29 protein-coding genes are annotated in these 25,883 nt (G+C 41.0%); 23 read left to right on the plus strand and 6 right to left on the minus strand.

From position 1 onward, the window contains the following. Positions 1–5: 5 nt before the first annotated feature. Together ACE1CA_RS09160 and cysE are read right to left on the minus strand one after the other, a co-directional pair. Complete coding sequence (locus tag ACE1CA_RS09160) at positions 6–281, minus strand: Asr1405/Asl0597 family protein (RefSeq protein WP_413276579.1); 276 nt, start codon at positions 279–281, stop codon at positions 6–8. After that, positions 274–1,059 carry a serine O-acetyltransferase gene (gene cysE / locus ACE1CA_RS09165; protein ID WP_486517730.1) on the minus strand — a complete coding sequence of 262 codons (786 nt, stop codon included), beginning with the start codon at positions 1,057–1,059 and terminating at the stop codon, positions 274–276. Before cysE ends, ACE1CA_RS09160 begins: the two co-directional genes overlap by 8 nt. A 1,159-nt stretch (positions 1,060–2,218) precedes the next feature. On the opposite strand from cysE, the gene nifB reads away from it, so the two are divergent. The 19 genes from nifB to ACE1CA_RS09260 all read left to right on the plus strand — a co-directional run bounded on the left by nifB (position 2,219) and on the right by ACE1CA_RS09260 (position 18,728). Next, entirely contained in the window at positions 2,219–3,685 is a 1,467-nt protein-coding gene (nifB, locus tag ACE1CA_RS09170; protein WP_413276581.1) for a nitrogenase cofactor biosynthesis protein NifB, read from the plus strand. 115 nt (positions 3,686–3,800) lie between these two features. Further along, entirely contained in the window at positions 3,801–4,148 is a 348-nt protein-coding gene (locus tag ACE1CA_RS09175; RefSeq protein WP_413276582.1) for a 4Fe-4S dicluster domain-containing protein, read from the plus strand. Positions 4,149–4,172: 24 nt separating this feature from the next. Then, positions 4,173–5,372 carry a cysteine desulfurase NifS gene (gene nifS, locus ACE1CA_RS09180; RefSeq protein WP_459563571.1) on the plus strand — a complete coding sequence of 400 codons (1,200 nt, stop codon included), beginning with the start codon at positions 4,173–4,175 and terminating at the stop codon, positions 5,370–5,372. 124 nt (positions 5,373–5,496) lie between these two features. Next, positions 5,497–6,375: a Fe-S cluster assembly protein NifU gene (nifU, locus tag ACE1CA_RS09185; protein WP_413276583.1), complete on the plus strand. Its 879-nt coding sequence runs from the start codon at positions 5,497–5,499 to the stop codon at positions 6,373–6,375. Between the two features lie 161 nt (positions 6,376–6,536). Then, a complete protein-coding gene (gene nifH / locus ACE1CA_RS09190; protein ID WP_413276584.1) occupies positions 6,537–7,433 on the plus strand; it encodes a nitrogenase iron protein in 897 nt (298 codons plus the stop codon). Positions 7,434–7,554: 121 nt separating this feature from the next. Further along, positions 7,555–9,024 carry a nitrogenase molybdenum-iron protein alpha chain gene (gene nifD, locus ACE1CA_RS09195; RefSeq protein ID WP_413276585.1) on the plus strand — a complete coding sequence of 490 codons (1,470 nt, stop codon included), beginning with the start codon at positions 7,555–7,557 and terminating at the stop codon, positions 9,022–9,024. A gap of 148 nt (positions 9,025–9,172) precedes the next feature. Next, on the plus strand, positions 9,173–10,711 hold the full coding sequence (gene nifK / locus ACE1CA_RS09200) for a nitrogenase molybdenum-iron protein subunit beta (RefSeq protein ID WP_413276586.1): 1,539 nt from the start codon (positions 9,173–9,175) through the stop codon (positions 10,709–10,711). 111 nt (positions 10,712–10,822) lie between these two features. After that, positions 10,823–11,134 carry a Mo-dependent nitrogenase C-terminal domain-containing protein gene (locus ACE1CA_RS09205; RefSeq protein WP_413276587.1) on the plus strand — a complete coding sequence of 104 codons (312 nt, stop codon included), beginning with the start codon at positions 10,823–10,825 and terminating at the stop codon, positions 11,132–11,134. 119 nt (positions 11,135–11,253) lie between these two features. After that, complete coding sequence (gene nifE / locus ACE1CA_RS09210; protein ID WP_413276588.1) at positions 11,254–12,624, plus strand: nitrogenase iron-molybdenum cofactor biosynthesis protein NifE; 1,371 nt, start codon at positions 11,254–11,256, stop codon at positions 12,622–12,624. Positions 12,625–12,742: 118 nt separating this feature from the next. Continuing rightward, positions 12,743–14,050, plus strand: a complete 1,308-nt coding sequence (gene nifN, locus ACE1CA_RS09215; protein WP_413276589.1) for a nitrogenase iron-molybdenum cofactor biosynthesis protein NifN — start codon at positions 12,743–12,745, stop codon at positions 14,048–14,050. Positions 14,051–14,096: 46 nt separating this feature from the next. After that, complete coding sequence (gene nifX / locus ACE1CA_RS09220) at positions 14,097–14,498, plus strand: nitrogen fixation protein NifX (RefSeq protein WP_413276590.1); 402 nt, start codon at positions 14,097–14,099, stop codon at positions 14,496–14,498. A 118-nt stretch (positions 14,499–14,616) separates the two neighbouring features. Further along, on the plus strand, positions 14,617–15,096 hold the full coding sequence (locus ACE1CA_RS09225; RefSeq protein WP_413276591.1) for a NifX-associated nitrogen fixation protein: 480 nt from the start codon (positions 14,617–14,619) through the stop codon (positions 15,094–15,096). A 51-nt stretch (positions 15,097–15,147) separates the two neighbouring features. Continuing rightward, positions 15,148–15,375 carry a CCE_0567 family metalloprotein gene (locus ACE1CA_RS09230; protein ID WP_413276592.1) on the plus strand — a complete coding sequence of 76 codons (228 nt, stop codon included), beginning with the start codon at positions 15,148–15,150 and terminating at the stop codon, positions 15,373–15,375. Positions 15,376–15,377: 2 nt separating this feature from the next. Then, complete coding sequence (gene nifW, locus ACE1CA_RS09235; RefSeq protein ID WP_413276593.1) at positions 15,378–15,692, plus strand: nitrogenase-stabilizing/protective protein NifW; 315 nt, start codon at positions 15,378–15,380, stop codon at positions 15,690–15,692. A gap of 15 nt (positions 15,693–15,707) precedes the next feature. Then, on the plus strand, positions 15,708–16,457 hold the full coding sequence (locus tag ACE1CA_RS09240; protein ID WP_413276594.1) for a HesA/MoeB/ThiF family protein: 750 nt from the start codon (positions 15,708–15,710) through the stop codon (positions 16,455–16,457). Between the two features lie 256 nt (positions 16,458–16,713). Beyond that, positions 16,714–17,088 carry a HesB/IscA family protein gene (locus ACE1CA_RS09245; RefSeq protein WP_413276595.1) on the plus strand — a complete coding sequence of 125 codons (375 nt, stop codon included), beginning with the start codon at positions 16,714–16,716 and terminating at the stop codon, positions 17,086–17,088. A 48-nt stretch (positions 17,089–17,136) separates the two neighbouring features. After that, positions 17,137–17,451: a 2Fe-2S iron-sulfur cluster-binding protein gene (locus ACE1CA_RS09250; protein WP_413276596.1), complete on the plus strand. Its 315-nt coding sequence runs from the start codon at positions 17,137–17,139 to the stop codon at positions 17,449–17,451. Between the two features lie 416 nt (positions 17,452–17,867). Further along, positions 17,868–18,212, plus strand: a complete 345-nt coding sequence (locus ACE1CA_RS09255; protein WP_413276597.1) for a hypothetical protein — start codon at positions 17,868–17,870, stop codon at positions 18,210–18,212. Between the two features lie 264 nt (positions 18,213–18,476). Beyond that, a complete protein-coding gene (locus ACE1CA_RS09260; protein WP_413276598.1) occupies positions 18,477–18,728 on the plus strand; it encodes a FeoA family protein in 252 nt (83 codons plus the stop codon). 82 nt (positions 18,729–18,810) lie between these two features. Here the strand turns inward: ACE1CA_RS09260 and ACE1CA_RS09265 are convergent, their stop codons facing one another. Then, positions 18,811–19,020 (minus strand): TOBE domain-containing protein, encoded by a 210-nt coding sequence (locus ACE1CA_RS09265; protein ID WP_413276599.1) that lies wholly within the window; start codon positions 19,018–19,020, stop codon positions 18,811–18,813. A gap of 85 nt (positions 19,021–19,105) precedes the next feature. After that, positions 19,106–19,528 carry a TOBE domain-containing protein gene (locus tag ACE1CA_RS09270; RefSeq protein WP_413276600.1) on the minus strand — a complete coding sequence of 141 codons (423 nt, stop codon included), beginning with the start codon at positions 19,526–19,528 and terminating at the stop codon, positions 19,106–19,108. Positions 19,529–19,642: 114 nt separating this feature from the next. Between ACE1CA_RS09270 and modA the strand changes: the two genes are divergently transcribed. The 4 genes from modA (at position 19,643) to ACE1CA_RS09290 (ending at position 24,465) form a co-directional block, all read left to right on the plus strand. After that, positions 19,643–20,440 carry a molybdate ABC transporter substrate-binding protein gene (gene modA, locus ACE1CA_RS09275; protein ID WP_413276601.1) on the plus strand — a complete coding sequence of 266 codons (798 nt, stop codon included), beginning with the start codon at positions 19,643–19,645 and terminating at the stop codon, positions 20,438–20,440. 13 nt (positions 20,441–20,453) lie between these two features. After that, positions 20,454–21,065 (plus strand): cysteine dioxygenase family protein, encoded by a 612-nt coding sequence (locus ACE1CA_RS09280; protein ID WP_413276602.1) that lies wholly within the window; start codon positions 20,454–20,456, stop codon positions 21,063–21,065. Positions 21,066–21,082: 17 nt separating this feature from the next. After that, positions 21,083–22,900, plus strand: a complete 1,818-nt coding sequence (modB, locus tag ACE1CA_RS09285) for a molybdate ABC transporter permease subunit (protein WP_459563572.1) — start codon at positions 21,083–21,085, stop codon at positions 22,898–22,900. Positions 22,901–23,871: 971 nt separating this feature from the next. Next, on the plus strand, positions 23,872–24,465 hold the full coding sequence (locus ACE1CA_RS09290) for a CBS domain-containing protein (protein ID WP_413276603.1): 594 nt from the start codon (positions 23,872–23,874) through the stop codon (positions 24,463–24,465). Positions 24,466–24,665: 200 nt separating this feature from the next. Here ACE1CA_RS09290 and ACE1CA_RS09295 read toward each other — a convergent pair whose 3' ends face one another. Beyond that, positions 24,666–25,148, minus strand: a complete 483-nt coding sequence (locus tag ACE1CA_RS09295; RefSeq protein WP_413276604.1) for a hypothetical protein — start codon at positions 25,146–25,148, stop codon at positions 24,666–24,668. Between the two features lie 60 nt (positions 25,149–25,208). Further along, positions 25,209–25,844, minus strand: coding sequence for a cytochrome c oxidase subunit 3 (locus ACE1CA_RS09300; RefSeq protein ID WP_413276605.1), 636 nt, complete (start codon positions 25,842–25,844; stop codon positions 25,209–25,211). Between the last annotated feature and the right edge of the window lie 39 nt (positions 25,845–25,883).

Below are 25,883 nucleotides of genomic sequence, written 5' to 3' on the forward strand. Positions count from 1 at the left end.
TTAAATTAACTAGAATTACTTAAATCTCTGGGAATTTTAGTTTGCCAGCAGCGCTCTAACCAATCAATCAATTCCCCACGAGAAGCAATAAATTGCTGCACAGTACTGCGAACTAAAATTGCTTCAATACCGTTATTTACATCAACTCGCAGAGAACCATCATTAGGACACCAACAAGAAATCATTAACTCTTGCAAGCGATGATAAACTTGCCAACGATTCGGACGAGAAATCTCGACAATCTGACTAGCTAAAGGGGGAACATTATGAGAGTCAAACATAATTTTCTTGATTGATTCTCGGTAAATTTTTCAGTTCTTTTACTTGTTGCTCCAATTGCTCAATGCGATCGAGTAAACTGCGAATTACAGTTGCTTCCGTATCAGGTAACTTGCCATGCTCTAACGGACAACCTTTACCCTGCTTAGAAACAATTCGCCCCGGAATTCCCACCACCGTGCAATCAGTAGGAACATCGCGCAGCACAACCGAACCAGCACCAATGCGGACATTATCGCCAACGCGGATATTACCCAGCACTTTCGCGCCAGCACCCACCACCACATTGTTTCCTATAGTAGGATGGCGTTTACCGCTTTCTTTTCCCGTACCACCGAGAGTAGCGCCTTGATAAATTAGCGAGTAATCGCCAACGATCGCAGTTTCGCCAATCACTACCCCCATGCCATGATCGATAAACACACCTTGACCGATCGTTGCACCCGGATGAATCTCAATTCCCGTGAACAACCTGCCAACGTGCGAAATCAGGCGCGGGAAAAAACTTACCTCGTGTTTGTACAACCAATGAGCAACGCGATGCAAACACAGAGCATGAAAACCAGGGTAACAGATAATCACCTCCAGCCAATTCCGCGCCGCTGGATCTCGCTCAAAGATAATCCGAAAATCTGTCAGTATTGCTTTGAATCCCGAAGAATCGCTTTTTTCTGAACCAGATCCAGGAGTCTCAGAACTAGGAGAACGCCTCAAACTCTGGTGTTGAGATACTTTGTCAGTCGGTTTGGTGAAAGGCAGTAGCATCGACAGAGGAACCAACGCTGTTCTCCTGCTTATAACAAATCGATTTTGCAGGGTGCGATCGTTCTGAGTGGATTGGAATTATTAGACTTATTAACCTTGCACTCAAAGTCCTCAAACCCTCTCTATTTAATAGATAAAAAAAACTTTGGGGGTAGGGGGTCGAGTATTTTTCCCATCAGGTACAAGTATTTTTTACTAGGGGTACTGGCATTTTTGTACTCAAAATCTAACCCCAACCTCCTTAACTGGTAAGGGTTTCAGCCTAATATCATTATTAAAAAAATCTGTACTCACAAGTCAGATTTACTAGGGTACTGGGGACTCTTGACTAGGGACTGGGATTCCTGATAAACCTCCTCGTTCCTCGTTTCCTCGTTCCCTCGTTCCCTCGTTTCCTCGTTCCCAGGTTCCACCTGGGAATAAAAGCCGGGAGGTTCCAATACCGCTCGGTTAAGGGTAGGGGCGTTCGCGTAGCGTGCCCCTACAAAGGGGAAAATCGTTAACCGAGCAGTATTGCGGGAGGTTCTACCTCCCCCAGTCCCCAGTCCTCAGTCCCCAGTCCCCAGTCCTCAGTCCCCAGTCCCCAGTCCCCAGTCCCCAGTCCCCAGTCACACGAGAGGAACGAGAGATAACTAAAAGCTTTTTGCCTTTCCAAATTGAGTGTAACAAATTTTGTCACAATGACTACCATTTAAATTATTAAAGTGCTATTTTAGATACAGAACCAAAGAGTGATTTGCAAATCGCACAACTGGAGTGACTAAAAACTCTGCTCCAAAGCTACTTTTAAATAGATTTTGAGTACAGGGTTGGAGAGCAAAAACCAGGCAGGAAAAACCCTCAAACCTTTGATATATAAAGGTTTACGCCTGAGTACAAGCAATTCCCGCACCCCTCACCAGAAATACTCACACCTCTACCCGTAAATACTCGTACCCTCACCCCAAAAAAAATTTTCGATCTAGGTAAACCAACGGTTTGAGGGCTTGAGTACAAATGTAATAAATTCAATAAATCTGAATCCAGGGCAAAAACTGGGACTGGTTGAAGACCACTTGTTATAAATCCAATAACGTCAGGCACTTAAATTTCAGCAAGAAGACCAAACAAGGTTCGCTTCTTTTGCAGGTAAGTGTACTCACGCCGGAAACACAGCAAGTTACTGGGAAATTCGATGTCTTCAACCACAACTTTACTCACGACGACACCGGAAGCGACGACAACATCAGATGCAGCCACTGCTAAAACCAAAAAATCTGGCGGTTGCGGTTGCAGTTCTTCTTCCACTGAAACGACCCTCGACGAAAAGATTAAAGAACGCATCGCCAAGCACCCTTGCTACAGCGAAGAAGCGCACCACCATTACGCCAGAATGCACGTTGCAGTTGCACCAGCTTGCAACATTCAATGCAACTACTGCAACCGTAAATATGATTGCGCCAACGAAAGCCGCCCTGGAGTAGTTAGTGAACTCCTGACACCGGAAGAAGCCGCACATAAAGTATTGGTAATCGCCGGAAAAATTCCTCAAATGACGGTTTTAGGAATTGCAGGTCCCGGAGATCCTTTGGCTAACCCCGAAAAGACTTTCCGCACCTTTGATTTAATTGCTGACAAAGCCCCAGATATTAAACTGTGCTTGTCTACCAATGGTTTAATGCTTCCCGATCATGTCGATCGCATCAAACAACTCAATGTCGATCACGTCACCATAACTATTAATATGGTAGACCCGGAAGTAGGAACCAAGATTTATCCTTGGGTACACTACAGACGCAAGCGCTACAGAGGTGTTGAAGGAGTTAAAATCCTCCACGAAAGACAGATGGAAGGCTTGCAAGCCCTCAGAGAAGCCGATATCCTCTGCAAAGTCAACTCAGTAATGATTCCCGGTATTAACGACGAACATTTAGTTGAAGTTGACAAAGTAATCCGGCAAAATGGCGCATTCTTGCACAACATTATGCCCCTGATTTCCGCACCGGAACATGGCACCCACTTCGGTTTAACAGGTCAGAGAGGACCCACACCCAAGGAACTGAAGGCGCTACAAGACAACTGTTCCGGCAACATGAAAATGATGCGCCATTGCCGTCAATGTCGCGCTGATGCGGTGGGATTGTTGGGTGAAGACCGTTCTCAAGAGTTTACCAAAGAGAAGTTCTTGGAAATGGCACCTGAATACAACCTAGAGAAGCGTCAGGAAGTCCATGCAGCTATTGATAAAGTTCGCGAAGAACAAGAAGCTATCAAAGTTGCCAAAGCGTTAGCTAAGAAAGCTGCTAACACTCCCAAAATCTTAGTTGCAGTAGCGACAAAAGGTGGCGGTTTAGTTAACCAACACTTCGGTCATGCTAGAGAGTTCCAAATTTACGAAGTTGATGGCGTAAGTGCCAAATTCGTCGGACACCGCAAAGTTGAACAATACTGCCAAGGCGGTTTCGGTGAAGAGGAATCTTTAGACGGCATGATGAAGATGCTGGAAGATTGCAAAGCTGTCCTAGTTTCCAAGATTGGTCATTGTCCGCAAGAAACTTTGCAAAAAGCTGGAATTGAACCAGTGGAAGCTTTCGACCTAATCGATAAGGTGGCTTTGGAATTCTATCAAAAGTGGCTCTCCACTCAAACTGCAACAGTGTAACTTCCATTTGGGGGTTATGAGTTACGTCGATAAGTTATGAGGGATGAATAAATTCAAAACTCATAACTAACTCAAAACTCAAAACTCTAAACTCTAAACTCTAAAAGGAGGGGCGATGACTTACACAATTACGAATAACTGTATTGCTTGCGATCGCTGTTTACCCCAATGTCCAACTAACGCAATTTCTGTTAAAGGACAGACCTACCAAATAGACTCTAAATTATGTAATGGTTGCGTCGGTTTTTACAGCGTTCCTCAATGTCAAGCGGTTTGTCCAACTAATAATGGGTGTGTTCGTAGTCTAAGTGCGATCGCCTCTTCTGAGGATTACTGGGAGTCTTGGTTTAACACCTACAATCACTTAATTAATCGCATCAATAAAACCAAGCAAAACCCTTATTGGCAAAAGTGGTTTAACACCTATTCCCAAGAACTTAAAAGAGTCATTGTATCTCGTTAATCTCAGAAATGTAGGAGCAGCATTATGTCAGTAATTTATTTAGATAACAATGCCACTACAAAAGTTGATGAAGCAGTTTTAGAGGCAATGCTGCCCTACTTGACCGAGTTTTACGGTAATCCTTCTAGTATGCACACCTTCGGCGGTCAAGTTGGCAAAGCAGTTAAACAAGCTAGAGAACAAGTTGCCGCTTTGTTAGGTGCAGAACCTACAGAAATCATCTTTACAAGTTGTGGCACAGAAGGTAATAATTCAGCGATTCGCGCCGCTATAGCAGCACGCCCCAACAAGACTCACATTATCACTTCTCAAGTCGAACACGCTGCTGTTTTAAATCAGTGCAAACAGCTAGAAAGTCAAGGTTATACTGTTACTTATCTTTCCGTAAATGGTCAAGGTCAAATCGATTTAGATGAGTTGGAAGCATCCCTTACAGGTAACACAGCTTTAGTTTCGATCATGTATGCTAATAATGAAACTGGTGTGGTGTTTCCGATCGAACAAATCGGTCAAATCGTTAAAGAAAAAGACGCGATCTTTCACGTAGACGCAGTGCAAGCAGCCGGGAAAATTCCCCTCAATATGAAAACTAGCACTGTGGATATGTTGACAATTTCTGGTCACAAATTGCACGCCCCCAAAGGTCTTGGTGCTTTATATGTAAGAAAAGGTGTAAGATTCCGTCCCTTATTAATTGGCGGACATCAAGAAAGAGGAAGACGTGCAGGAACAGAAAATGTACCGGGAATTATTGCATTAGGAAAAGCTAGTGAATTAGCACTACAACATTTAGATAATGTATTTGAAGAAAAAGCCTTGCGCGATTTGTTAGAACAAGGTATTCTTAATACAGTACCTGATACAGTAGTTAACGGACATACCAAAAACAGACTTCCCAACACTACAAATATTGGCTTCAAATATATCGAAGGTGAAGCAATTCTGCTTTCCATGAATCAGTTTGGAGTTTGTGCTTCTTCTGGTTCGGCTTGTACTTCTGGTTCCTTAGAACCCTCCCATGTTTTACGAGCAATGGGTTTACCTTATTCAGTTTTACATGGTTCGATTCGGTTCTCCTTGTCTCGTTACACCAAACAAGCAGAAGTCGAAAAAGTCTTATCAATACTGCCACCAGTAATTGAGCGTTTAAGAGCTTTATCTCCCTTCAAAAATGACCAGGAATCCTGGTTGCAAGAGCAAGAAAAAGCCCTAGCTGCTAAATAATGTAGGGGCGGGTTTAGCAGATAATCTCGTTAGCAAACAGAAAAATTAACAACAAAACCCGCCCTGACAAAATTTTCGATTCTTTTCTCAAACTGCAACATTTACAACAAAAATCGCCAAGGCTATGTGGGAATATACAGATAAGGTAATGGACTTGTTCTACAATCCGAAAAACCAAGGATTGATAGAAGCAGCAAACGAAACAGGAATCAAAGTTGTTACAGGAGAAGTAGGTAGCATTGCTTGCGGAGATGCCCTCAGATTGCACCTCAAAGTTGATGAAGCGACAAACATAATTTTAGATGCTAAGTTTCAAACCTTTGGTTGTGCAAGTGCGATCGCTTCTTCTTCTGCCTTAACCGAAATGATTGTTGGCATGACAGTAGACCAAGCATTAAGCTTAACCAACAAAGAAATTGCCGAATACTTAGGCGGATTACCCGAAGAAAAAATGCACTGTTCCGTAATGGGACAAGAAGCATTAGAAGCAGCGATTTTCTCCTACAAAGGTATCCCTCTAGCACATCATGAAGAAGACGAAAGTGCCATGATTTGTCGCTGCTTTGGGATTACTGAAACCAGGATTAAAAAGACAATTAAGGAAAATCAACTCACCAGTGCTGAACAAGTCACAAATTATATTAAAGCCGGGGGTGGCTGCACTACTTGTTTATCAGACATTGATGATTTAATTGCCGAGGTTTGGGAAGGAGTAGAACGGGAAAAAATCCAAGTTCCTGTCGTTGAATCAGACACTCTACCTGTATTAACCAACCTGCAAAAAATCACACTCATTCAAAAAGTTCTAGAGACAGAAGTTAAACCATTCTTAGCCGCAGATGGCGGAGATGTTGAACTCTACGACGTTGAAGGTGACAAAGTAAAAGTTGTGCTCAAAGGTGCTTGTGGTTCTTGTCCTAGCAGCACAGTCACTTTGAAGATTGCGATCGAACAAAAATTACAACAACTTGTACTACCCAGCTTAGTTGTTGAATCAGTCTAACACTCAAAAAAACAAAACATGAAAAATTATCAAGAATCCCCAGGAAAAGCTGTGGGAAGGTCGCCGCCAGACCCACGACTGAAGCCCAATCCACAACGGCGATTCATCAATCGCCTCTCAAGTAGACAAATTTCACAGCATAACACTAAGGAGACAAAGCAATGACTGACAATTTTATTAGACAGATTGCGTTCTACGGCAAAGGCGGTATCGGTAAATCCACCACCTCTCAAAATACGATCGCTGGCATGGCTGAACTTGGTCAGCGCGTTATGATTGTAGGTTGCGACCCCAAAGCAGACTCCACCCGTTTGATGCTGCACAGCAAAGCCCAAACCACAATTCTACACTTAGCTGCTGAACGGGGCGCTGTTGAAGATTTGGAACTCGAAGAAGTATTGCTCACAGGCTACCGCGATGTACGTTGCGTTGAGTCTGGCGGTCCAGAACCAGGTGTAGGTTGCGCTGGACGTGGCATCATCACCGCCATCAACTTCTTAGAAGAAAATGGCGCTTATGAAGACCTCGATTTCGTATCTTATGACGTATTAGGCGACGTTGTGTGCGGTGGTTTCGCAATGCCTATCCGTGAAGGAAAAGCACAAGAAATCTACATCGTTACCTCTGGTGAAATGATGGCGATGTACGCAGCAAACAACATTGCTCGTGGTATTCTCAAATACGCTCACTCAGGCGGTGTACGTTTAGGTGGTTTAATCTGCAACAGCCGTAAAGTTGACCGGGAACTCGAACTAATCGAAACCTTGGCAGCACGTCTGAACACCCAAATGATTCACTTCGTTCCTCGCGACAACATCGTTCAACACGCTGAACTGCGCCGCATGACCGTAATTGAATATGCTCCCGACAGCAACCAAGCTGAAGAGTACCGCACATTAGCTAAGAAGATCATCGACAACAAGAAACTCACCGTTCCTACTCCAATCACAATGGACGAATTGGAAGATCTGTTGGTTGAATTCGGTATCTTGGGCGGTGAAGAAGAGTACCAAAAAGCAGTGCAAGCAGACCAACAAAAAGCAGCTGCTGTAGTCTAATCCGTAATCTGTTGGGAATAGGAAATATAGATAGGGAGAAAAATTTCTCTACTCCCTACCCTCCTCCCTTTCCCTACTCCCTACCTCCCTACTCCCTACATTGAAACGAGGCGCACCAATCATGACAACAACCAACATACCCACAACGAACGAAGAGAAAAAAGAACTACTTAAAGAAATTATTGAAGCTTACCCAGAGAAAGGCGGTAAGAAACGGGCAAAACACCTCAACGTATACGAAGAAGGAAAATCTGATTGCGGAGTTAAATCCAACATCAAATCGGTTCCGGGAGTAATGACCACTCGTGGTTGCGCTTATGCAGGTGCAAAAGGTGTGGTTTGGGGACCAGTCAAGGATATGATCCACATAAGTCACGGCCCTGTTGGTTGTGGTTACTATTCCTGGTCTGGTCGTCGTAACTATTACATCGGTATTACAGGTGTTGATACCTTCGGCACCATGCAGTTTACCTCCGACTTCCAAGAAAAAGACATCGTATTTGGCGGTGACAAAAAACTGGCAAAATTGATCGATGAAATGGAAGAACTCTTCCCCTTAAGCAAAGGGATTACCATTGAATCTGAATGTCCCATTGGTTTGATTGGGGATGACATCGAAGCAGTCGCCAAGAAGAAAGCTAAAGAGACAGGTAAGCCAGTAGTGCCTGTACGTTGCGAAGGTTTCCGGGGTGTTTCTCAATCTTTAGGACACCACATTGCTAACGACACAGTAAGAGACTGGGTACTACCTAAAGCAGACGAATACCGTCAAACTCCTGATGGTTTTGTTCCCGGCCCTTATGATGTGAACATCATCGGTGACTATAACATCGGTGGAGACATCTGGCCCTCTCGCATTCTGTTAGAAGAAATCGGCTTGCGCGTACTTTGCCAATTCTCTGGCGATGGTACATTCAACGAAGTAGTAATGACCCCGTTAGCAAAACTCAACCTCATCCACTGCTATCGGTCCATGAACTACATCTGCCGTCACATGGAAGAAGCTTACGGTATTCCTTGGATTGAATACAACTTCTTCGGCCCAACTCAAATTGCTTACTCTCTACGCAAAATCGCCTCGAAATTTGACGAAACAATTCAAGCCAAAGCAGAGGAAGTTATCGCCAGATACCAACCCCAAGCAGAAGCCATTGTTGAAAAATATCGCTCTCGTTTGGGTGGCAAAACCGTAATGATGATGGTTGGTGGTCTGCGTCCACGTCACATTGTCCCAGCTTTTGAAGATTTGGGAATGAATGTGATTGGTACAGGTTATGAATTCGGTCACAACGACGACTATAAACGTACTGCGGAATACATCGAAGACGGCACCATTATTTATGATGACGTTTCTGGTTACGAATTCGAGAAATTAGCTGAAAATTTGAAACCAGATTTGATCGCTGCTGGAATTAAAGAAAAATACGTCTTCCATAAGATGGCGTTACCATTCCGGCAAATGCACTCCTGGGATTACTCTGGCCCATATCACGGCTATGACGGATTTGCAGTGTTTGCACGCGACATGGATTTGGCAATCAACAACCCAACTTGGAGTTTGATTAAAGCTCCTTGGAAGAACGAAGACTAAGGACTAGTCTGGGGACTAGGGACTGGGGACTGGGGACTGGGAAATTTAGCTTTTCGATTCGATTTCCTTTAGTCACCTCCTCTTACCTTCCCCGCACTGCACACTACAGAAGAAGTCCAGACAGTAGCGAAAACATAGGAGAAAAATCATGGCTCAGAACGATGTAAATAAAGTTGCCGACCACTTTGACCTATTCCACCAACCAGAATATCAAGAACTGTTCGAGAACAAAAAACAATTTGAAGGCAGACATTCGGACGAAGAAATCGATCGGGTACGCGAATGGACAAAAAGTTGGGAATATCGGGAAAAGAACTTTTCTCGTGAAGCGTTAACAGTTAACCCAGCGAAAGCTTGCCAACCTTTAGGTGCGATTTTTGCGGCTGCTGGTTTTGAAGGTACTCTACCTTTCGTACATGGTTCTCAAGGTTGCGTTGCTTATTTCCGTACTCATTTAACCCGGAATTACAAAGAACCATTCTCTGCGGTTTCTTCTTCGATGACTGAAGATGCGGCGGTGTTCGGTGGTTTGCAAAACATGATTGAAGGTTTAGCAAACTGTTATGCTCTTTACAAGCCAAAAATGATTGCTCTGTGTACAACTTGTATGGCAGAAGTAATCGGTGATGACTTGGGTGCATTTATCACCACTTCTAAGACTCAAGGTTCTGTTCCACAAGATTTCCCAGTTCCTTACGCTCATACTCCTAGTTTTGTGGGTTCTCACATTACTGGTTATGACAATATGATGAAGGGTATTCTTTCTTGCTTGACTAAGGATAAGAAGACAGAAACCAAGAATGGCAAATGGAACTTTATTCCTGGTTTTGATGCTTATACCAGCAATATTCGGGAATTGAAGAGAATCTTCAATTTGATGGGTGTTAATTACACTGTTTTGGCTGACAATTCGGATTCTTTTGATGCTCCGAATGAAGGCGAATTTGTGATGTACAATGGTCTGACAACTTTGGAAGAAGGTGCAGATTCCATTAATGCTGAAGGTACGATTTCTTTCCAAGCATACGCTACAGAAAAGACCCTCAGCTATATCAATACTGAATGGAAACAAGAAACCGCTGTTTATCGTCCAGTTGGTATTCGCGGTACTGATGAATTCTTGCAAGCGCTTTCTAAGATTACTGGACAACCAATTCCTCGCCAATTAGAAATTGAACGGGGTCGCGCTATTGACGCAATGAACGATTCCCAAGCTTGGTTGCATGGCAAAAAGATTGCTATGTACGGCGATCCTGATTTGGTAATGGGATTAATTAGCTTCTTGTTGGAAGTTGGTGCAGAACCTACTCACATTGTTGTTACTAACAGCAACGAAAAATTTGAAGCTGAAGCAAAAGCTTTGTTAGCTTCTAGTCCTTATGGTGCTGGTGCAACTGTTTGGGGTGGCAAAGACTTGTGGCACTTACGCAGCTTGATCTTCACTGAACCAGTTGATTTGTTGATTGGTAACTCCTACGGTAAGTACCTGTGGCGTGATATCGGTGTGCCCCTGGTTCGCATTGGCTATCCTATTTTCGATCGCCATCACTTACACCGCTATCCTATCTATGGCTACCAAGGTGCTTTGAACTTACTCAATTGGATTGTTAACACTATCCTCGATGAGTTGGATCGCAAGACTGACATTCCTGGTAAGACTGATATTTCCTTTGACTTGATTCGGTAGAGGTGATTGGGGACTGGGGACTGGGGACTGGGTAATTCTCTTTCCCCTACCCTCTACCCCCTAACCCCTACCCCCTAACCCCTAACCCCTCTCTACTTGGTTTTGATAACAATGGCAACTATTACTCACGATCACGATTATCCGATTCCTAGAGGTCGTCCTGGTTTTGATATTTTATTTCCGTTGCGGCAGTGGGTTGATAATTTAGAGGTAAGCGATCGCAAATTAGCTCATTTCCTTTGTAAGTTTATTCCCTGTTGCTGCCCTTTTGAAAGAGATGTGACTTTATTGGGTCACACTTTTCATATCCCCCCTCTTTGTAAATTAAATCCTCTGTATTACGAATTTGTTTCTTTGCGTCTCCGCGCCCTTTGTTACCTTGCTGATGATTGCGGTGAGGATGTCAGCAAATACCTCTGTTAATGGGTAATAGGTAATCGGTAATAAGTAATCGGAAATCACCAATTACCAAAAACCAATTACCAATGACCAAGAACTAATCAAGAATTACCAATTACCAATTACCAATTACCAGGAGAGTCATGAAAATTACTCAAGGTAAAATCAACGAACTTCTTAACGAGAAAGCTTGCGAACATAATCACCACAAAGACGGGCAAAAGAAGAATAAATCTTGTACGCAACAAGCCCAACCTGGTGCTGCTCAAGGTGGTTGTGCTTTTGATGGAGCTAGTATTGCTTTAGTACCTGTTACAGATGTAGCGCATTTGGTTCATGGGCCGATCGCTTGTGCGGGAAATTCTTGGGGAAGTCGCGGCAGTCTTTCTTCTGGCCCTAGTCTTTACAAGATGGGTTTTACCACCGACTTAAATGAAAATGATGTGATTTTTGGTGGTGAAAAAAGGCTCTACAAAGCAATTGTAGATGTGCAAAATCGTTACCAACCAGCGGCGGTTTTTGTTTATTCAACTTGTGTAACTGCGTTGATTGGTGATGATTTAGATGCTGTTTGTCATGCTGCTTCCCAAAAGATTGGGATTCCGGTAATTCCAGTTAATTCTCCCGGTTTTGTTGGCAGCAAAAACTTGGGTAATCGCATCGGTGGCGAATCATTATTAGAATATGTTGTCGGAACTGAGGAACCAGAATATACCACTCCTTACGACATTAATTTGATTGGGGAGTACAACATTGCTGGGGAAATGTGGGGTGTTCTACCTTTATTTGAAAAGTTAGGCATTCGTGTTCTGGCAAAAATTACAGGTGATGCCCGTTACAAGGAAATTTGCACCGCCCATCGCGCCAAACTCAATGTGATGATCTGCTCAAAAGCGCTGATCAACATGGGGAGAAAGATGGAAGAAAAGTATGGGATTCCTTTCATTGAAGAGTCGTTTTACGGCGTTGATGATATGAATCGTTGCTTGCGAAATATTGCCGCTAAAATTGGCGATGCAGATTTGCAAGAACGAGTGGAAAAATTGATTGTTGAGGAGACAGAAAAGCTCGATCGAGCCCTTGCACCTTATCGCGCCCGGTTACAAGGTAAACGAGTGGTACTTTACACAGGTGGCGTAAAAAGTTGGTCGATTATTTCCGCTGCTAAAGATTTAGGAATGGAAGTAGTTGCCACTAGTACGAAGAAAAGTACCGAAGAAGATAAGGCAAGAATTAAAGAATTGCTGGGCAAAGACGGCATGATGTTGGAAAAGGGAAATGCTGCCGAGTTACTGAATGTAATTGAGAAAACTAGGGCAGATATGTTGATTGCTGGAGGCAGAAATCAATACACAGCTTTAAAAGCAAAAATTCCTTTCCTTGATATTAACCAAGAACGCCATCATCCCTACGCAGGTTATGAAGGAATGGTGGAAATGGCAAGGGAATTAGACGAAGCACTTCACAGTCCAATTTGGGAACAAGTACGTCAACCTGCACCTTGGGATAATTAGTTTTGAGTTCTAAGTTTTGAGTTTTGAGTTATGGAAAATAATTTTTAATTCAAAACTCAAACCTCGAAACTAGTAATTAACTCAAAACTCAACACTCAAAACTCATAACTCTTGAATTATGGCTACTGTACTTAACCCCAAAAAACCCGTTGCTGTTAATCCTCTCAAACAATCTCAACCGCTAGGTGCAGCGTTAGCTTTCTTAGGTTTGAAGGGAATGATGCCTTTATTTCATGGTTCCCAAGGTTGCACAGCTTTTGCTAAAGTAATGTTGGTGCGGCACTTCCGAGAAGCGATTCCTTTAAGCACTACGGCGATGACGGAAGTTACCACAATTTTAGGGGGAGAAGATAACATCCAAACGGCGATTTTAACTCTGTTGGAAAAGGCAAAACCGGAAATAATTGGTCTTTGTACAACAGGGTTAACGGAAACTAGAGGTGATGATATGGAAGGTATCATCAAACAGATTAAAAAACGCCATGAAAGTATCAATGAGTTACCTTTAGTTTACGTTTCTACTCCTGATTTTAAGGGTGCTTTGCAAGATGGTTATGCTGCTGCTATTGAAGGGATTGTAGGTCAAATTCCAGAGAAGAGTGAAACGCAAAAAGATCAAGTCACAATTTTAGTGAGTTCGGCTTTTGCGCCTGGAGATGTGGAGGAGATTAAGGAGATTGTAACTGCTTTTGGGTTAAAAGCGATCGCAATTCCCGACCTTTCTCAATCGCTAGATGGGCACTTAACTGATGGTGATTTTAGTGCTGTCACTACAGGCGGAACAAGTGTAGCCGAGTTGCGGAGTGTGGGTGCTTCTGCTTTCACTTTAGCTATTGGTGAAAGTATGAGGGGTGCAGCCGAAATTTTACAGCAAAGATTCGGCACCGAATATCAAGTTTTTACCCGACTAACAGGGTTAAAAGTTGTTGATGATTTTCTCGTCAAACTATCCCAATTAAGTGGGCAACCTATTCCGCAAAAATATCGCCACCAGCGCGGACAATTGCAGGATGCCATGTTAGATACTCACTTCTATTTTGGACGGAAGAAAATATCTTTGGGATTGGAACCAGATTTGTTATATTCGACTAGCTGTTTTTTACAGGAAATGGGGGCAGAAATTCAAGCTGCTATCACTACTACCCAGTCACCTTTATTAGCAGAAATACCTGTAGAATCTGTAACAATTGGTGATTTAGAAGACCTGGAAAATTTGGCAGTTGGTTCGGATTTGTTGATTACTAATTCCCAAGGTAAGAGGGTTAGTAAGAAACTAGGTATACCCCTTTATCGCCAGGGTTTACCGATTTACGATCGCTTAGGCAACGGTCACTTTGCCTCCGTTGGTTATCGCGGAACCAAAGAGGTTTTATTCCGAATTGGTAACATTTTGTTGGAAGAAGAAGAAACAAAAAATAAACATTAAATAATTCTATTCTTCCGATAATTCAAACAAAAAAAGGAGTATACTTATGAAAATTGCATTTGCTACAAGTGACAAAGTTCATATTAACGCTCACTTTGGTTGGGCAAAGCAAATGACAGTTTATGAAGTGTCAACTGAGGGCTATAAATTAGTAGATACTATCCAATTTGATGGCGACCTCAAAGAAGATGGCACCGAGGATAAATTAGTTCCCAAACTAGAAGCTTTAGCTGACTGCACAATTGTCTATGTTGCAGCAATTGGCGGGAGTGCAGCTGCGAGATTAATTCGCAAAAACGTCACTCCAATTAAGTCAAAAACTGAAGAAGACGAAATTGATGATGTCCTGACAAGGTTAGTAGAAACCTTAAAAGGAAGTCCTCCACCTTGGCTGCGAAAAGCACTGCAACAAAGAGAAACAAAAGTCCAAGATTTTGAAGCAGAATAGGGCAGAACATTCGGAAACAAAGTTTAATATTTGAGTTAATAAATTGTTACCCGAATGCTTCTCCCTTACATGACGACTGGTAAATTTAGATACTTAATCAAGAGGCAATTGAAGTACAATGACAACAACGGAAGCTACCCCCCAAGTTAGTGCTGAAGAGTTAATTAAAACTACACCACTTCTGCAAGAAATAGTCCGTCAACTCCGCGCCCACGATCCTTATGGTACTTTCCGTAATTGGTCGGATGAGTTGATTCTCAAACCTTACGTTGTAAGCAAAGAGCAAAAACGGAAGATTTCTGTTGATGGCGAAGTAGATCCAATTACTAAGTCTAGAATTATTACTTTCTATCGTGCGATCGCATCTTTAATCGAACAAGAAACTGGGTTACTTTCTCAAGTTGTCATCGATTTAAGTCATGAAGGTTTTGGCTGGGCTTTAGTATTCTCAGGTCGCTTACTGTTGGTATCAAAAACTCTGCGCGATGCCCAACGTTTCGGCTTTGACTCTTTGGAAAAATTGGTAGCTGAAGGCGAAAAAATTGCTAAATCTGCCATTGAATTAGGTAAAAAACATGGGGATGTTGCCCAGCTTTAGTCAACTGACTTTCGATTTAGAATTTTCGATTGACTAAAAGGGAGAAAAACTATGGTGCAAGCAGACGTTGCAACTTCCAACCAACCCAGCATTGAGGAGTTAAAAACTCAAATTAAACGCCTCAATAGCAAAGGTGGACAACTCAAAATGGAACTTCATGATTTAGCGGAAGGTTTACCAACTGACTTCGAGCAAATCATGGAAGTAGCTTCCAGAACCTACGAGCTTTATCGCGAGCTAGATGAACTGAAGAAACAACTAAAAGCACGGGAGCAATAAAAATGACACAGAGCCTAACTGATTTTCGCAAACTCACTGATGCTGAACAATATTTTCAGTTTTTCCAACTCCCTTACGATCAGCAATTGGTAAATGTGAATCGCTTGCACATTTTGAAGAAATTCTCTCATCTAATGGCTGAAATTGATACTAATTTTCCTGCTGACAGTGATGAAGACAAATTAGACAAATACAAGGATGCTCTGATCGATTCTTATAACTTGTTCATCACTTCTTCTGGGGTAGAACAAAAGTTGTTCAAAGTGTTCAAAGAAAAGCCCAAAAATGTGGTTCTTCTCTCTGAGTTAGAAGCGTAAATCAGGAGAATTCAAATGTTAAACCTTACACCGACGGAAATTGAAACCTACCATCGCCAAATGATGCTTCCTAATTTTGGAGAAGCAGGACAACAAAAACTCCGCCAAGCGACTGTATTAGTCACAGGTGTAGGGGGATTAGGCGGTACGGCGGCGCTATATTTGGCGGTGGCTGGAGTTGGTAGACTGATCCTAGTCCGGGGTGGCGAATTGCGCCAAGATGACATGAACCGTCAAATTTTAATGACGGATGATTGGGTAGGAAAACCAAGAGTTATCAAAGCCAAGGAAACTCTTTCTGCTATTAATCCAAATGTAGAAATTGAGGCAATTCCTGAATATGTCACTTCAGAAAATGTGGATTCTTTGGTATTACAAGCAGATATCGCTCTTGACTGCGCTCACAACTTTGAAGAACGGGATTTATTGAATGCTGCTTGTGTGCGTTGGCGTAAGCCAATGGTAGAGGCGGCGATGAATGGAATGGAGGCTTATTTAACCACAATTATTCCGGGAAAAACTCCTTGTTTATCTTGTATTTTCCCCGAAAAACCTGATTGGGATCGCCGCAGTTTTGGTGTTTTAGGAGCAGTTTCGGGAACGTTAGCTTGTTTGACAGCCCTAGAAGCAATCAAGGTAATTACTGGTTTTGAAAAGCCTCTGTTATCTGAACTTTTGACGATGGATTTGGGAGGGCTAAATTTTGCCAAACGTCGCCCCTACCAAGATCCTCATTGTCCCGTTTGTGGCAATCATAGCCATTAGTTAGGAGATCCCCCCTAACCCCCCTTAAAAAGGGGGGAACCAGCGGAAGCTTTACTATTGACATCATTGAATTCAAATAACATTATTGAATTCAAAGTGCCCTTTTTTAAGGGGGAACCAGCGGAAACTTTGCTATTAACATTATTGAATTCAAAGTCCCCCTTTTTAAGGGGGATTTAGGGGGATCAAAAATGCTGGAACTCACTAGCAACTTACGTTAGTACACTTTCACCTACTATCATCTGAAGGAGATTTTATGACCGTTATTTTGACAGAAAAAGCAGCACTTCGTCTTCGCACTTTCTTAAGAGCTTCTAATGCAGAAGATCCAAGTGCGCCTCGGAAAGCTGTGAGATTAGGAGTAGGTGATGGTGGTTGCAGCGGTTACGAATATAAAATGAATATCACCAGCGAATCTGCACCTGATGATTTGGTATTTGAAGAAGACAAAGTGCTGTTTTACATTGACAAAGCAAGTGCGCCTTTGTTGGAAGGAATCCAAATTGATTTTGTTGATGGTTTAACTGAGTCTGGATTTAAGTTCAGCAATCCTAATGCAACAGATTCTTGTGGCTGTGGTAAGTCTTTTAAAGTGGGAGATTGCACTCCCGCAGGTACTTCTTGCAGTTAACTAGATGTCCAGACTACTTGAATTGAAGAATTGTCCGAGGTTCCAAAAATGGCTACTACCTACAAAGTACGTTTGATTAAAGGCAAAAAAAACAAGCCTCCCGAAATGGATGTAACAATTGAGGTCGATGAAGATACTTATATTTTAGATGCGGCGGAAGAACAAGATATAGAGTTACCATCTTCTTGTAAATCTGGAAGTTGTTCTAGCTGTGTCGGTAAAATTGAGGAAGGTGAGGTTAATCAAGAAGACCAAAACTTCTTGGATGATGAGCAAATAGAAAAGAAATTCGTGCTACTTTGTGTGGCTAAACCGCTCTCTGATTGTACGATTAAGACTCATCAAGAAGCTTATCTTGTTTAAAACTCTGTTCGCATTTTTTCTGGATAGAAGTCGTAGTTCCTTCTGGAAATTCTACGGCTTCTAAAATTCCCTTTTTAGATTTGCGATCGCTCAATTCAGATAAGAGGAGGTGGAACCTCCTTTGTCCTCGTTCCCAGGTTGAACCTGGGAACGAAGAATAGAGGCTCTGCCTCTTGGTACAAATCTAAAACAATACTGTCGCTTTGACATGGATGAAGGAATGAAATGAGGAAACATTTTTGGTGGTATTTGTTAGCTAGTTTGGAAATATTGATTTATTTACTCATTAGTGTTAATTTGACAAATCCATCAATCATACCTGTTAAATCTACTCTAATTTTCCGAGAAGTTTTACTTCCTTCAAGCATGGCACCCTAAAAATACTTACGCACTCTTGTCGGTTTTAACCCAATAAAATGATTAGCGAAGAATACTTAGCTCATGAGTTTGCTAAGATAGTCGATCGAATGCACCCCAGATTAGGAAAATTACTCCAAAGCTGCTATGTAAAAGTAGTCGAATTTTCCGTTAAAAGGCTAAAGAAACGATTTTATTATATTACTATATATTGTCCAGATAACCTAATCCCGGAATTACAATCTGAGAAAAGTTTGCTCAAAGATATTGCCGAAAATATGGGATTAGTAGATGTAAGTTGTCTCAATGCTTCCAAGTTATTGCGCGATCCTTTATCTCAATTAAAGCAAGAAAATCCCCATTTATGGATGGAATTATACTGGATTGCCACACATTTTAAATAATACTTAAATCACTCAAATCTTGAGTTGATTTAGTAACTTATATGTTAGCCTATAGTTGTCATAATCAATCACATTTCTTCTAGCCCCTAACCATCTTTCAATCAAAATACTACTATTTTAGTTAAGTATTTTTGAGATTAGGAACAAGGGGTTTTTCTTATTCGTGAATTTAGTAAATACTTAGAAAATAGTAGTTTATATTACAAGCAGAATGAGCAATTTCAATCATACTAAGTTTTAGTTGTTGTTGATCTTTATGCGGTCATGTTGAATCAAGGTTTTACCGTTTGTCTATCTTCACTAGAGTTGCTTGAACCTCATGAACAGGGTGTAGTAAGTAGTTTTCGTAATCTCAGCGAGACTACTATTCAAAAAGTTATAGCAATGGGAATTAAGTTGGGAAGTGTTGTTTCTCTGCAACAGCGTTACCCTACTTTTATTGTTAAAGTTGGCAATATTTCTATCGCACTGGATAAAGAAATTGCCCGTGCTATTGTTGTGCGGATTAATCAATAATAAATTGCCAAAAAATCTGTAGGATAAAATCGCTGAGGTAGTTCTCAGCTAAAGACAAAAACTACTCTCAGCAGTTGATATTTTAATCGACAGCTACCATCACATCTGAGGATTTGATCACAGCATAAACTTCCTTACCTTCGGTAATTCCCAGGCTTTCAGCTGAAGCTTTGGTGATGATAGATGTTACTTCTACCCCAGGAGCAATTTCTACAACAATTTCTGTATTAACTGCACCCGGAATAAGCTGTTTGACTGTACCTTTCAGCGTGTTACGAGCACTAATTTTCATTTTTTTACCTATGGATAGATTTCTTGCTCAGTTATAGTAGCAGATTATTCACTACTTATTTAATAAAGTCAAGACTTGATAATATTTATTGTTCTACTGCAATCATGACATCTGAGGATTTTATTACGACGCAGACTTCTTTTCCAGGGGCGATCGCAAACCGTTCCACTGAAGATTTAGTAATTACAGATACAATTTCTACATTAGGGGCAATCTCTACAATTACTTCTGCGGTAATATCACCAATTAACACCTGTTTCACCTTACCTCTAATGTTGTTGCGGGCGCTAATTCCCAACACTTGATAGGTGGATGGAACTGTTGGTTTTTCCTGTATTACACTAGGAGAATTTTGGGAAACTTTTTGCCATTGTTGGGTTAAACTGCGAACTAACTCTCGCAATACTTCAGTTTTAGAGCGTTGAGATTCTTGGCAATACTGCTCTAATAGATTGCGCTCTTCTTCCGAAGATTGAAAAGTAATCCAACCTTGTTCTTTTCTAGGCATAGACATTCACCAACTTTGTTGGTATAGTATTTTTATTCTTGGCTCGATCATACCAATCAGCCAGTCCTAATAGTCATTTAGGTGACATAGCCAAACAAACTTATCTACTAAAAAATGACCAAAAGACGTACTATTGCCTTTATTGGTTGGATTCTTGCTGCCTTAATTTTAGTAGTTGGCATCGGAGTGTGGAATCAAAAACCGATCGCTGCTCAAGGTAACACCACAATCATAGTTTCTGCTGCGGCTAGTTTAAAAGATGCTTTGGACGAAATTAAGTCACTTTACCAAAAATCGAAACCAAACGTCACAGTTAATTACAACTTTGGTGCCTCCGGCGCGTTACTCCAACAAATCGAAAACGGTGCGCCTGCGGATGTATTCATTTCTGCCGCACAAAAGCAGATGAACGATCTACAACAAAAGAATCTGATTGTACCAGAAACCAGACGAAATTTGCTAACTAATACTGTTGTTTTAATTGCGCCGAAAAACTCCAATACTGTTACCAATTTCAAAGGTTTAACATCTCCCAACGTCAAACGGATTGCGGTTGGTGAACCTCGCAGCGTACCAGTGGGACAATATACTGAAGAAATCTTTAAAAATTTGGGAATTTTAGAGCAGCTAAAACCCAAGTTTACTTATGGTAACAGCGTTCGTAACGTTCTAGCAGCAGTGGAAAGCGGAAACGCTGATGCGGGTGTTGTTTATGCTACAGATGCCAAGATATCCGATCGAGTAAAAGTGGTAGAAACTGCGGCTGCAAATCTGCATTCTCCAGTAGTTTATCCAATGGCAGTGCTAAAAAATAGTAAAAACGCAGCCGATGCTAAGGACTATGCTCAATTTTTGCAGAGTGCTAATGCCCGCAGTATCTTTACAAAGTACGGATTTGGTATCGCTAAATAGGGGTAAAAATTGAGTGAGCGCGACGGATTGGTTACTAAATGACAATGGCATCTGCCAAGCTTGTAAAGCTGTAAGAGAATGGGAATTATTGCGAGAAGAATATCGCTTTTACCGTTTTCTGACAGAAGTTGAAGATGCCATAATTCAAGCTTCAAACGAAAGCAGTTTATTACCAGAAATTCGTCGTTTAGTACGTCAGTTAATCCTCAATTCTTACTGGGTACAAACTCAATATTCAGAAGCTTCTCCCCAAACTGGTGTTTCGGTATTAATTTTGTACGATGAAATCGGTTTTCCTTTAACAGTGCAAACAGTTACTTTTGCTCCGGGTACGGTTTCCACGATTCACAATCACGGAACTTGGGGAGTAGTAGCAGTAATCAAAGGTAGAGAAAAAAATACCTTTTGGCGCAAAACAAATAGTGCGGAATTTCCCGATCGAATTGAGAAGGTAGGAGAAAAAATTTTAGAACCTGGGGATATTATTAGTTTTACACCGAATGCGATTCATAGTGTAGAAGCGATCGGCGACGAACCGACAATTACTTTTAATATTTACGGTGAAACTAATAGTAAAACTAGATTTGAGTATGATTTGGAGACGGCAACGGCGAAGAAGTTTTGAAATAGTATAAAGTAACGATGCCTAACGATTTATCTCCTTTGTGGATTTCTTTAAAAACAGCTTCCATAGCAGCGATCGTCACTTTCTTTTTAGGAATTGCTGCGGCATATTGGATGTTAGCTTATCGGGGGAAAGGAAAAGCAATCATCGAAGGGATTTTTGTTTCTCCCTTAGTTTTACCACCAACAGTTGTGGGTTTTTTACTGTTGATGTTATTGGGAAAAAATGGCCCCCTTGGTAAAATTTTACAGATGGTAAACATTGATATTGTGTTTACTTGGTACGCTGTAGTAATTGCTTCAACAGTTGTGGCTTTTCCCTTAATGTATAAAACTGCGTTGGGAGCTTTTGAACAGATTGATGGTAGTTTACCAAGTGTAGCTAGAACGCTGGGAGCTTCAGAATTTAGTATATTTTGGCGAGTAAGTTTTCCTTTAGCGTTACCGGGAATTTTGGCGGGAGCAACTTTAGCTTTTTGTCGAGCTTTGGGTGAATTTGGCGCTACATTAATGTTAGCGGGAAATATTCCCGGACAAACGCAAACTTTGCCGATCGCCATTTATTTTTCCGTAGAAGCAGGAGCAAATCAAGAAGCGTGGATTTGGGCTTTAACAATTATTGCCATTTCCTTTTCTGCAATTAGCGCTGTAAATTTTTGGGAACAAAAAAGAACACAAAAATCAAAAATTACCAGAATTAATAAACCCAGAGAAATAACCCCAACTACCAACTACCAACTACCAACTACCGACAATTCCGGTTTATTTGTAGATATTCAAAAAAGATTGGCTGATTTTACTTTAGAGGTGAGTTTTAATAGTAACGATCGCCCTTTAGGTTTATTAGGCGGATCTGGTGCGGGGAAAAGTATGATTCTGCGCTGTATTGCGGGAATGGAAACACCAGATCGCGGAAGAATAGTTCTCAATGGGAAAGTGTTATTTGATGCCAAGAAAAAGATTAATGTACCTTCTCGCGATCGCAAAATTGGTTTCCTGTTCCAAAATTACGCTTTATTCCCCCATTTAACCGTCGCCCAAAATATCGCTTTTGGTTTACCCAAAAACACACCGCAAACTAAAGTTAAAGAATTAGTAGAAATGCAATTAGCGAAAGTGAGATTGGCGGGATTTGGCGATCGCTATCCCCGTCAACTTTCTGGAGGCGAACAACAAAGAGTCGCTTTAGCTAGAGCCTTAGCCAGCAATCCCGAAGTGTTATTATTAGATGAGCCATTTTCCGCCCTCGATACTTATTTACGGGCGCAATTAGAAGAACAATTACAGTTAGTTTTGCAGGAATATCCCGGCGTTACTTTGATGGTTTCCCATAACTTAGAAGAAACTTATCGAGTTTGTGAAAACTTGTTAGTGATCGATCGGGGAAAAGCGATCGCATCTGATTCTAAACAAAATATCTTTGAACATCCCGGAACTTTCCGCACTGCACAAATCACTGGATGTAAAAACTTTTCTCGTGCGATCGCTCAAACTTCCCAAGAAATTCAAGCAACTGATTGGGATTGTAATCTAAAAGTAATTGAACCCATTCCCGAATCCCTAGCTTTTGTGGGAATTCGCGCCCACCAAATCAGCTTTTTTCAAGATTCCAATCAAGAAAAACTAGAAAATACCTTTCCCTGTTGGTTAACTCGCACCAGCGAAACTCAACACCGAATCACACTTTATCTAAAACTAAATTCTCCTCCCAATAACACCGAAGATTACCATTTACAAGCGGAGGTTTTCAAAGAAAAATGGGCTAAATTAAAAGATTCTCCGTTCCCTTGGCAAATTCATCTACATCAACTCAGATTGATTTTGATGTCAGAGTAACTGAAAATCAGGGACTTTAAGAAATCCCTGTCCCTAGAACACCAATTCAGTAATCCCAGAAACCGGGTTTCTTTGGCTTGGGGTAACAAAATATCGACTGCGCTAGGGAAAGAAACCCGGTTTCTCATCCCCGACTACAATACTGAATCGGCGTTCTAGTCCCTAAAATAAAAAAGCTAATTGGAATACATAGAGTGTATAATTTGACAATCAGAAAAATTACTTTAATCTTTTTTTGTTATCCTTGCTACTGCCTTAATAATTAATTAATATCGCTTACAATTTAGGTGTAGTAAGGGTTTGGGAAAGTTTAATAAAATTTATCTATGCTTTTGATTGTTTGGCATTTTTTTGTTTTGAATTTTTGACTGTAGCCTGATGTGACAATCATTAAAAAATTCTATATTTCTTGGAGCTAGCGCGATCGTAATTCTTCAATTTCTCAATAAACAAGGCAATTATAGTAACTTCTATTAGAAGGGGTACTAGTATTTTTGAGTAGTTTGAAATTATAAATATTTTCTAAAAAAGTTCATAATAATAACTTTTTATTTTGCTGCTTGTTCTTGTTTCTTGACATTAAAATCTCTAAACTATAAAGTCGCGCACTACACATACATTACTGGTAATATATTAGTGGGCTAGATTCTACTAAAAAAAATCTAAACCCAAGCCCTGAAGAGTAAAAAATTGCGGAAGATATACGCACTCTGGGCTAGTTCCCAATGTCAAAAGGTAAAGAGATTTTTTCTAAAATCAGACCACAAAAAAGCGTAATTCTTCCCAAAAAAAACAGCCCTAAACATCAGTTACTTGGCTAAACCCAAGTAACCTGAAGGGGCTGAATAAAAAGTAAAGTTCCTATTACTATCATATCGAATCTTTTCGGGCAATTTGACAATTTCGTAACAATTGCAGCAATTGATAAAAAATTCTTTTGCTCGCACACTTAATTTATGGAGCGGTGAATCATGAAAGCTAAAGACATTATGACCCAAGACGTAGCAACTATTCGCGGTTCTGCAACAGTAGCGCAAGCAGTTAGGCTAATGAGACTCAAAGAAGTACGGGCATTAATTGTGGAAACTCGGAATCAAGAAGATGCTTATGGTATAGTTACGGAAACAGACGTAATTGCCAAAGTTGTGGCATACGGAAAAGATCCAAAACAAGTGCGTGTTTGCGAAATTATGAGCAAGCCTTGTATTGTAGTTAATCCTGACTTGGGAATTGAATATGTAGCTCGGTTATTTGCTAACACAGGTGTATGGCGTGCGCCTGTAATTCAGGGCGAATTAATGGGCATAATTTCTGTGACTGATATCCTGAATAAAGGCGATTTCATTGAACAACCAAAACTAGAATATTTAGAACAACAACTACAAAAAGCTATCTCTGATGCTCGTGCTGCTAGTGCCAATTTTGGTGCTGAATCTGAACAAGCGGTAGAAGCTTGGGATTTAGTAGATGAAATTGAAGCTGAAACAGTATTTTATGGCGCACCAAAACCAGAAAAAACTGCTAAGGAACAGTTCCAAGAACCACAAGCAGTAGCAGTTAATTAAAAACTAATTCCTCAGTTTCACAACCTAAAAAATTGGCTAACCTGCACGCTTTTAGAGTAGAAACTGAGTGGAATTAGAGATGGACAAAAGGAGGAAGTAAAACTTTTTCCTTTTGTTTTTCCTCGTTAGGTTTTGTTCAAATCACCCAATCTTTTGACTTTTCCCGATCGAACACTTGAAGCTCGATCGGGATTTTTTTTCTAATCTTCCTCTTCAGGCGGACGAGTCAAAATATCCAAAATAATCGATGCACCAAACTCATTTTTAGCATCAACTTCCTTAACTCGCGCCGTCGCTTCTTTAGCTTTTTCCAGTTCTCCCATTTTTGCCAAAACAAAACCGGAAGCAGCATAAGCATTCAAAAACAATCTAACTTGGGGGTCTTGCGATCGACTTAATAAAATAGGTTTCAACTCTTCCCAATCATCAGGAAATTTTTCCGCATTTTTAATAATATTCATTACCTTTTCCGCCACTTGTAAAGCTTGCGGATACTTATATTTATAAACAAAATAACGATAAGCAGTAACTAAAACTTCTAGATTGTCAGTTTTTGCTAAAGCTTCATTAATATACTTTTCCGACTCCACAGTATTATCCCAATTTCTCGCCGCCAACACCAGCAAATCTTTAACTTCGGCGGGAACATCGTACCAAGAAAAACTTTTATCTGTAACTTGCATAACGTCAGACCTATCAAGAAAGTTAGACGTAGGATGCGTTAATAACGCACCCTACAAAGCTTAGAACAGTGTCAAAATGTAGAGCAAACTAAACAAAACAATCCAAATGATATCGACAAAGTGCCAATAAATTTCCGCCATTTCGATACCAACGTGCTTACTTGCAGAATAATGTCCTGCACGACGAGAACGCCACAACACACCTAAAATTAACAACAGTCCCACGAAAACGTGCAAACCGTGAAAACCTGTCATTAAGTAAAAACAGTTAGAAAAGATGTTAGTAGTCAGTCCATAACCTAAAGTGAGGTATTCATAAACTTGACCACCCAAGAAAGTCGCCCCCATTAAAGCGGTGACAGCATACCAAAGTCGCATTCCATTGACATTATTCTTTTTAATTGCTGTATCGCCTAAATGGATCACGAAACTACTAGAAACCAGAATGATGGTGTTAATTGCGGGTAATAATAACTCAACTTCTGTCCCTTCGGGCGGCCAATTTGCTGCGCCACCACGATAAATTAAATAAGAGGCAAAAAAGCCCCCAAACATTAAAGATTCAGAAGCTAAAAAAGTCAACAAACCCCAAACTCTTAAATCAGGATGTGCTTCATGATGAGATGCTTCTACTGTTGCTACTGGATCGACAGAAGAATTGAGAATCGTTTCTGATGTTTCAATTGCGCCTTGCATTTTACCTCCTACCAATTATCAGTGATTTGTAAACTCTAG

This window comes from Floridaenema evergladense BLCC-F167 (assembly GCF_041929205.2).
Classification (GTDB): domain Bacteria; phylum Cyanobacteriota; class Cyanobacteriia; order Cyanobacteriales; family Aerosakkonemataceae; genus Floridanema; species Floridanema evergladense.

What these genes read in the sequence shown, in the direction of transcription:
- ACE1CA_RS09160 (WP_413276579.1), bottom strand. Translation starts at nt 281, where the DNA reads ATGTTTGACTCTCATAATGTTCCCCCTTTAGCTAGTCAGATTGTCGAG.
- nifB (WP_413276581.1), top strand. Translation starts at nt 2,219, where the DNA reads ATGTCTTCAACCACAACTTTACTCACGACGACACCGGAAGCGACGACA.
- ACE1CA_RS09175 (WP_413276582.1), top strand. Translation starts at nt 3,801, where the DNA reads ATGACTTACACAATTACGAATAACTGTATTGCTTGCGATCGCTGTTTA.
- nifS (WP_459563571.1), top strand. Translation starts at nt 4,173, where the DNA reads ATGTCAGTAATTTATTTAGATAACAATGCCACTACAAAAGTTGATGAA.
- nifU (WP_413276583.1), top strand. Translation starts at nt 5,497, where the DNA reads ATGTGGGAATATACAGATAAGGTAATGGACTTGTTCTACAATCCGAAA.
- nifH (WP_413276584.1), top strand. Translation starts at nt 6,537, where the DNA reads ATGACTGACAATTTTATTAGACAGATTGCGTTCTACGGCAAAGGCGGT.
- nifD (WP_413276585.1), top strand. Translation starts at nt 7,555, where the DNA reads ATGACAACAACCAACATACCCACAACGAACGAAGAGAAAAAAGAACTA.
- nifK (WP_413276586.1), top strand. Translation starts at nt 9,173, where the DNA reads ATGGCTCAGAACGATGTAAATAAAGTTGCCGACCACTTTGACCTATTC.
- ACE1CA_RS09205 (WP_413276587.1), top strand. Translation starts at nt 10,823, where the DNA reads ATGGCAACTATTACTCACGATCACGATTATCCGATTCCTAGAGGTCGT.
- nifE (WP_413276588.1), top strand. Translation starts at nt 11,254, where the DNA reads ATGAAAATTACTCAAGGTAAAATCAACGAACTTCTTAACGAGAAAGCT.
- nifN (WP_413276589.1), top strand. Translation starts at nt 12,743, where the DNA reads ATGGCTACTGTACTTAACCCCAAAAAACCCGTTGCTGTTAATCCTCTC.
- nifX (WP_413276590.1), top strand. Translation starts at nt 14,097, where the DNA reads ATGAAAATTGCATTTGCTACAAGTGACAAAGTTCATATTAACGCTCAC.
- ACE1CA_RS09225 (WP_413276591.1), top strand. Translation starts at nt 14,617, where the DNA reads ATGACAACAACGGAAGCTACCCCCCAAGTTAGTGCTGAAGAGTTAATT.
- ACE1CA_RS09230 (WP_413276592.1), top strand. Translation starts at nt 15,148, where the DNA reads ATGGTGCAAGCAGACGTTGCAACTTCCAACCAACCCAGCATTGAGGAG.
- nifW (WP_413276593.1), top strand. Translation starts at nt 15,378, where the DNA reads ATGACACAGAGCCTAACTGATTTTCGCAAACTCACTGATGCTGAACAA.
- ACE1CA_RS09240 (WP_413276594.1), top strand. Translation starts at nt 15,708, where the DNA reads ATGTTAAACCTTACACCGACGGAAATTGAAACCTACCATCGCCAAATG.
- ACE1CA_RS09245 (WP_413276595.1), top strand. Translation starts at nt 16,714, where the DNA reads ATGACCGTTATTTTGACAGAAAAAGCAGCACTTCGTCTTCGCACTTTC.
- ACE1CA_RS09250 (WP_413276596.1), top strand. Translation starts at nt 17,137, where the DNA reads ATGGCTACTACCTACAAAGTACGTTTGATTAAAGGCAAAAAAAACAAG.
- ACE1CA_RS09255 (WP_413276597.1), top strand. Translation starts at nt 17,868, where the DNA reads ATGATTAGCGAAGAATACTTAGCTCATGAGTTTGCTAAGATAGTCGAT.
- ACE1CA_RS09260 (WP_413276598.1), top strand. Translation starts at nt 18,477, where the DNA reads ATGTTGAATCAAGGTTTTACCGTTTGTCTATCTTCACTAGAGTTGCTT.
- ACE1CA_RS09265 (WP_413276599.1), bottom strand. Translation starts at nt 19,020, where the DNA reads ATGAAAATTAGTGCTCGTAACACGCTGAAAGGTACAGTCAAACAGCTT.
- ACE1CA_RS09270 (WP_413276600.1), bottom strand. Translation starts at nt 19,528, where the DNA reads ATGCCTAGAAAAGAACAAGGTTGGATTACTTTTCAATCTTCGGAAGAA.
- modA (WP_413276601.1), top strand. Translation starts at nt 19,643, where the DNA reads ATGACCAAAAGACGTACTATTGCCTTTATTGGTTGGATTCTTGCTGCC.
- modB (WP_459563572.1), top strand. Translation starts at nt 21,083, where the DNA reads ATGCCTAACGATTTATCTCCTTTGTGGATTTCTTTAAAAACAGCTTCC.
- ACE1CA_RS09290 (WP_413276603.1), top strand. Translation starts at nt 23,872, where the DNA reads ATGAAAGCTAAAGACATTATGACCCAAGACGTAGCAACTATTCGCGGT.
- ACE1CA_RS09295 (WP_413276604.1), bottom strand. Translation starts at nt 25,148, where the DNA reads ATGCAAGTTACAGATAAAAGTTTTTCTTGGTACGATGTTCCCGCCGAA.
- ACE1CA_RS09300 (WP_413276605.1), bottom strand. Translation starts at nt 25,844, where the DNA reads ATGCAAGGCGCAATTGAAACATCAGAAACGATTCTCAATTCTTCTGTC.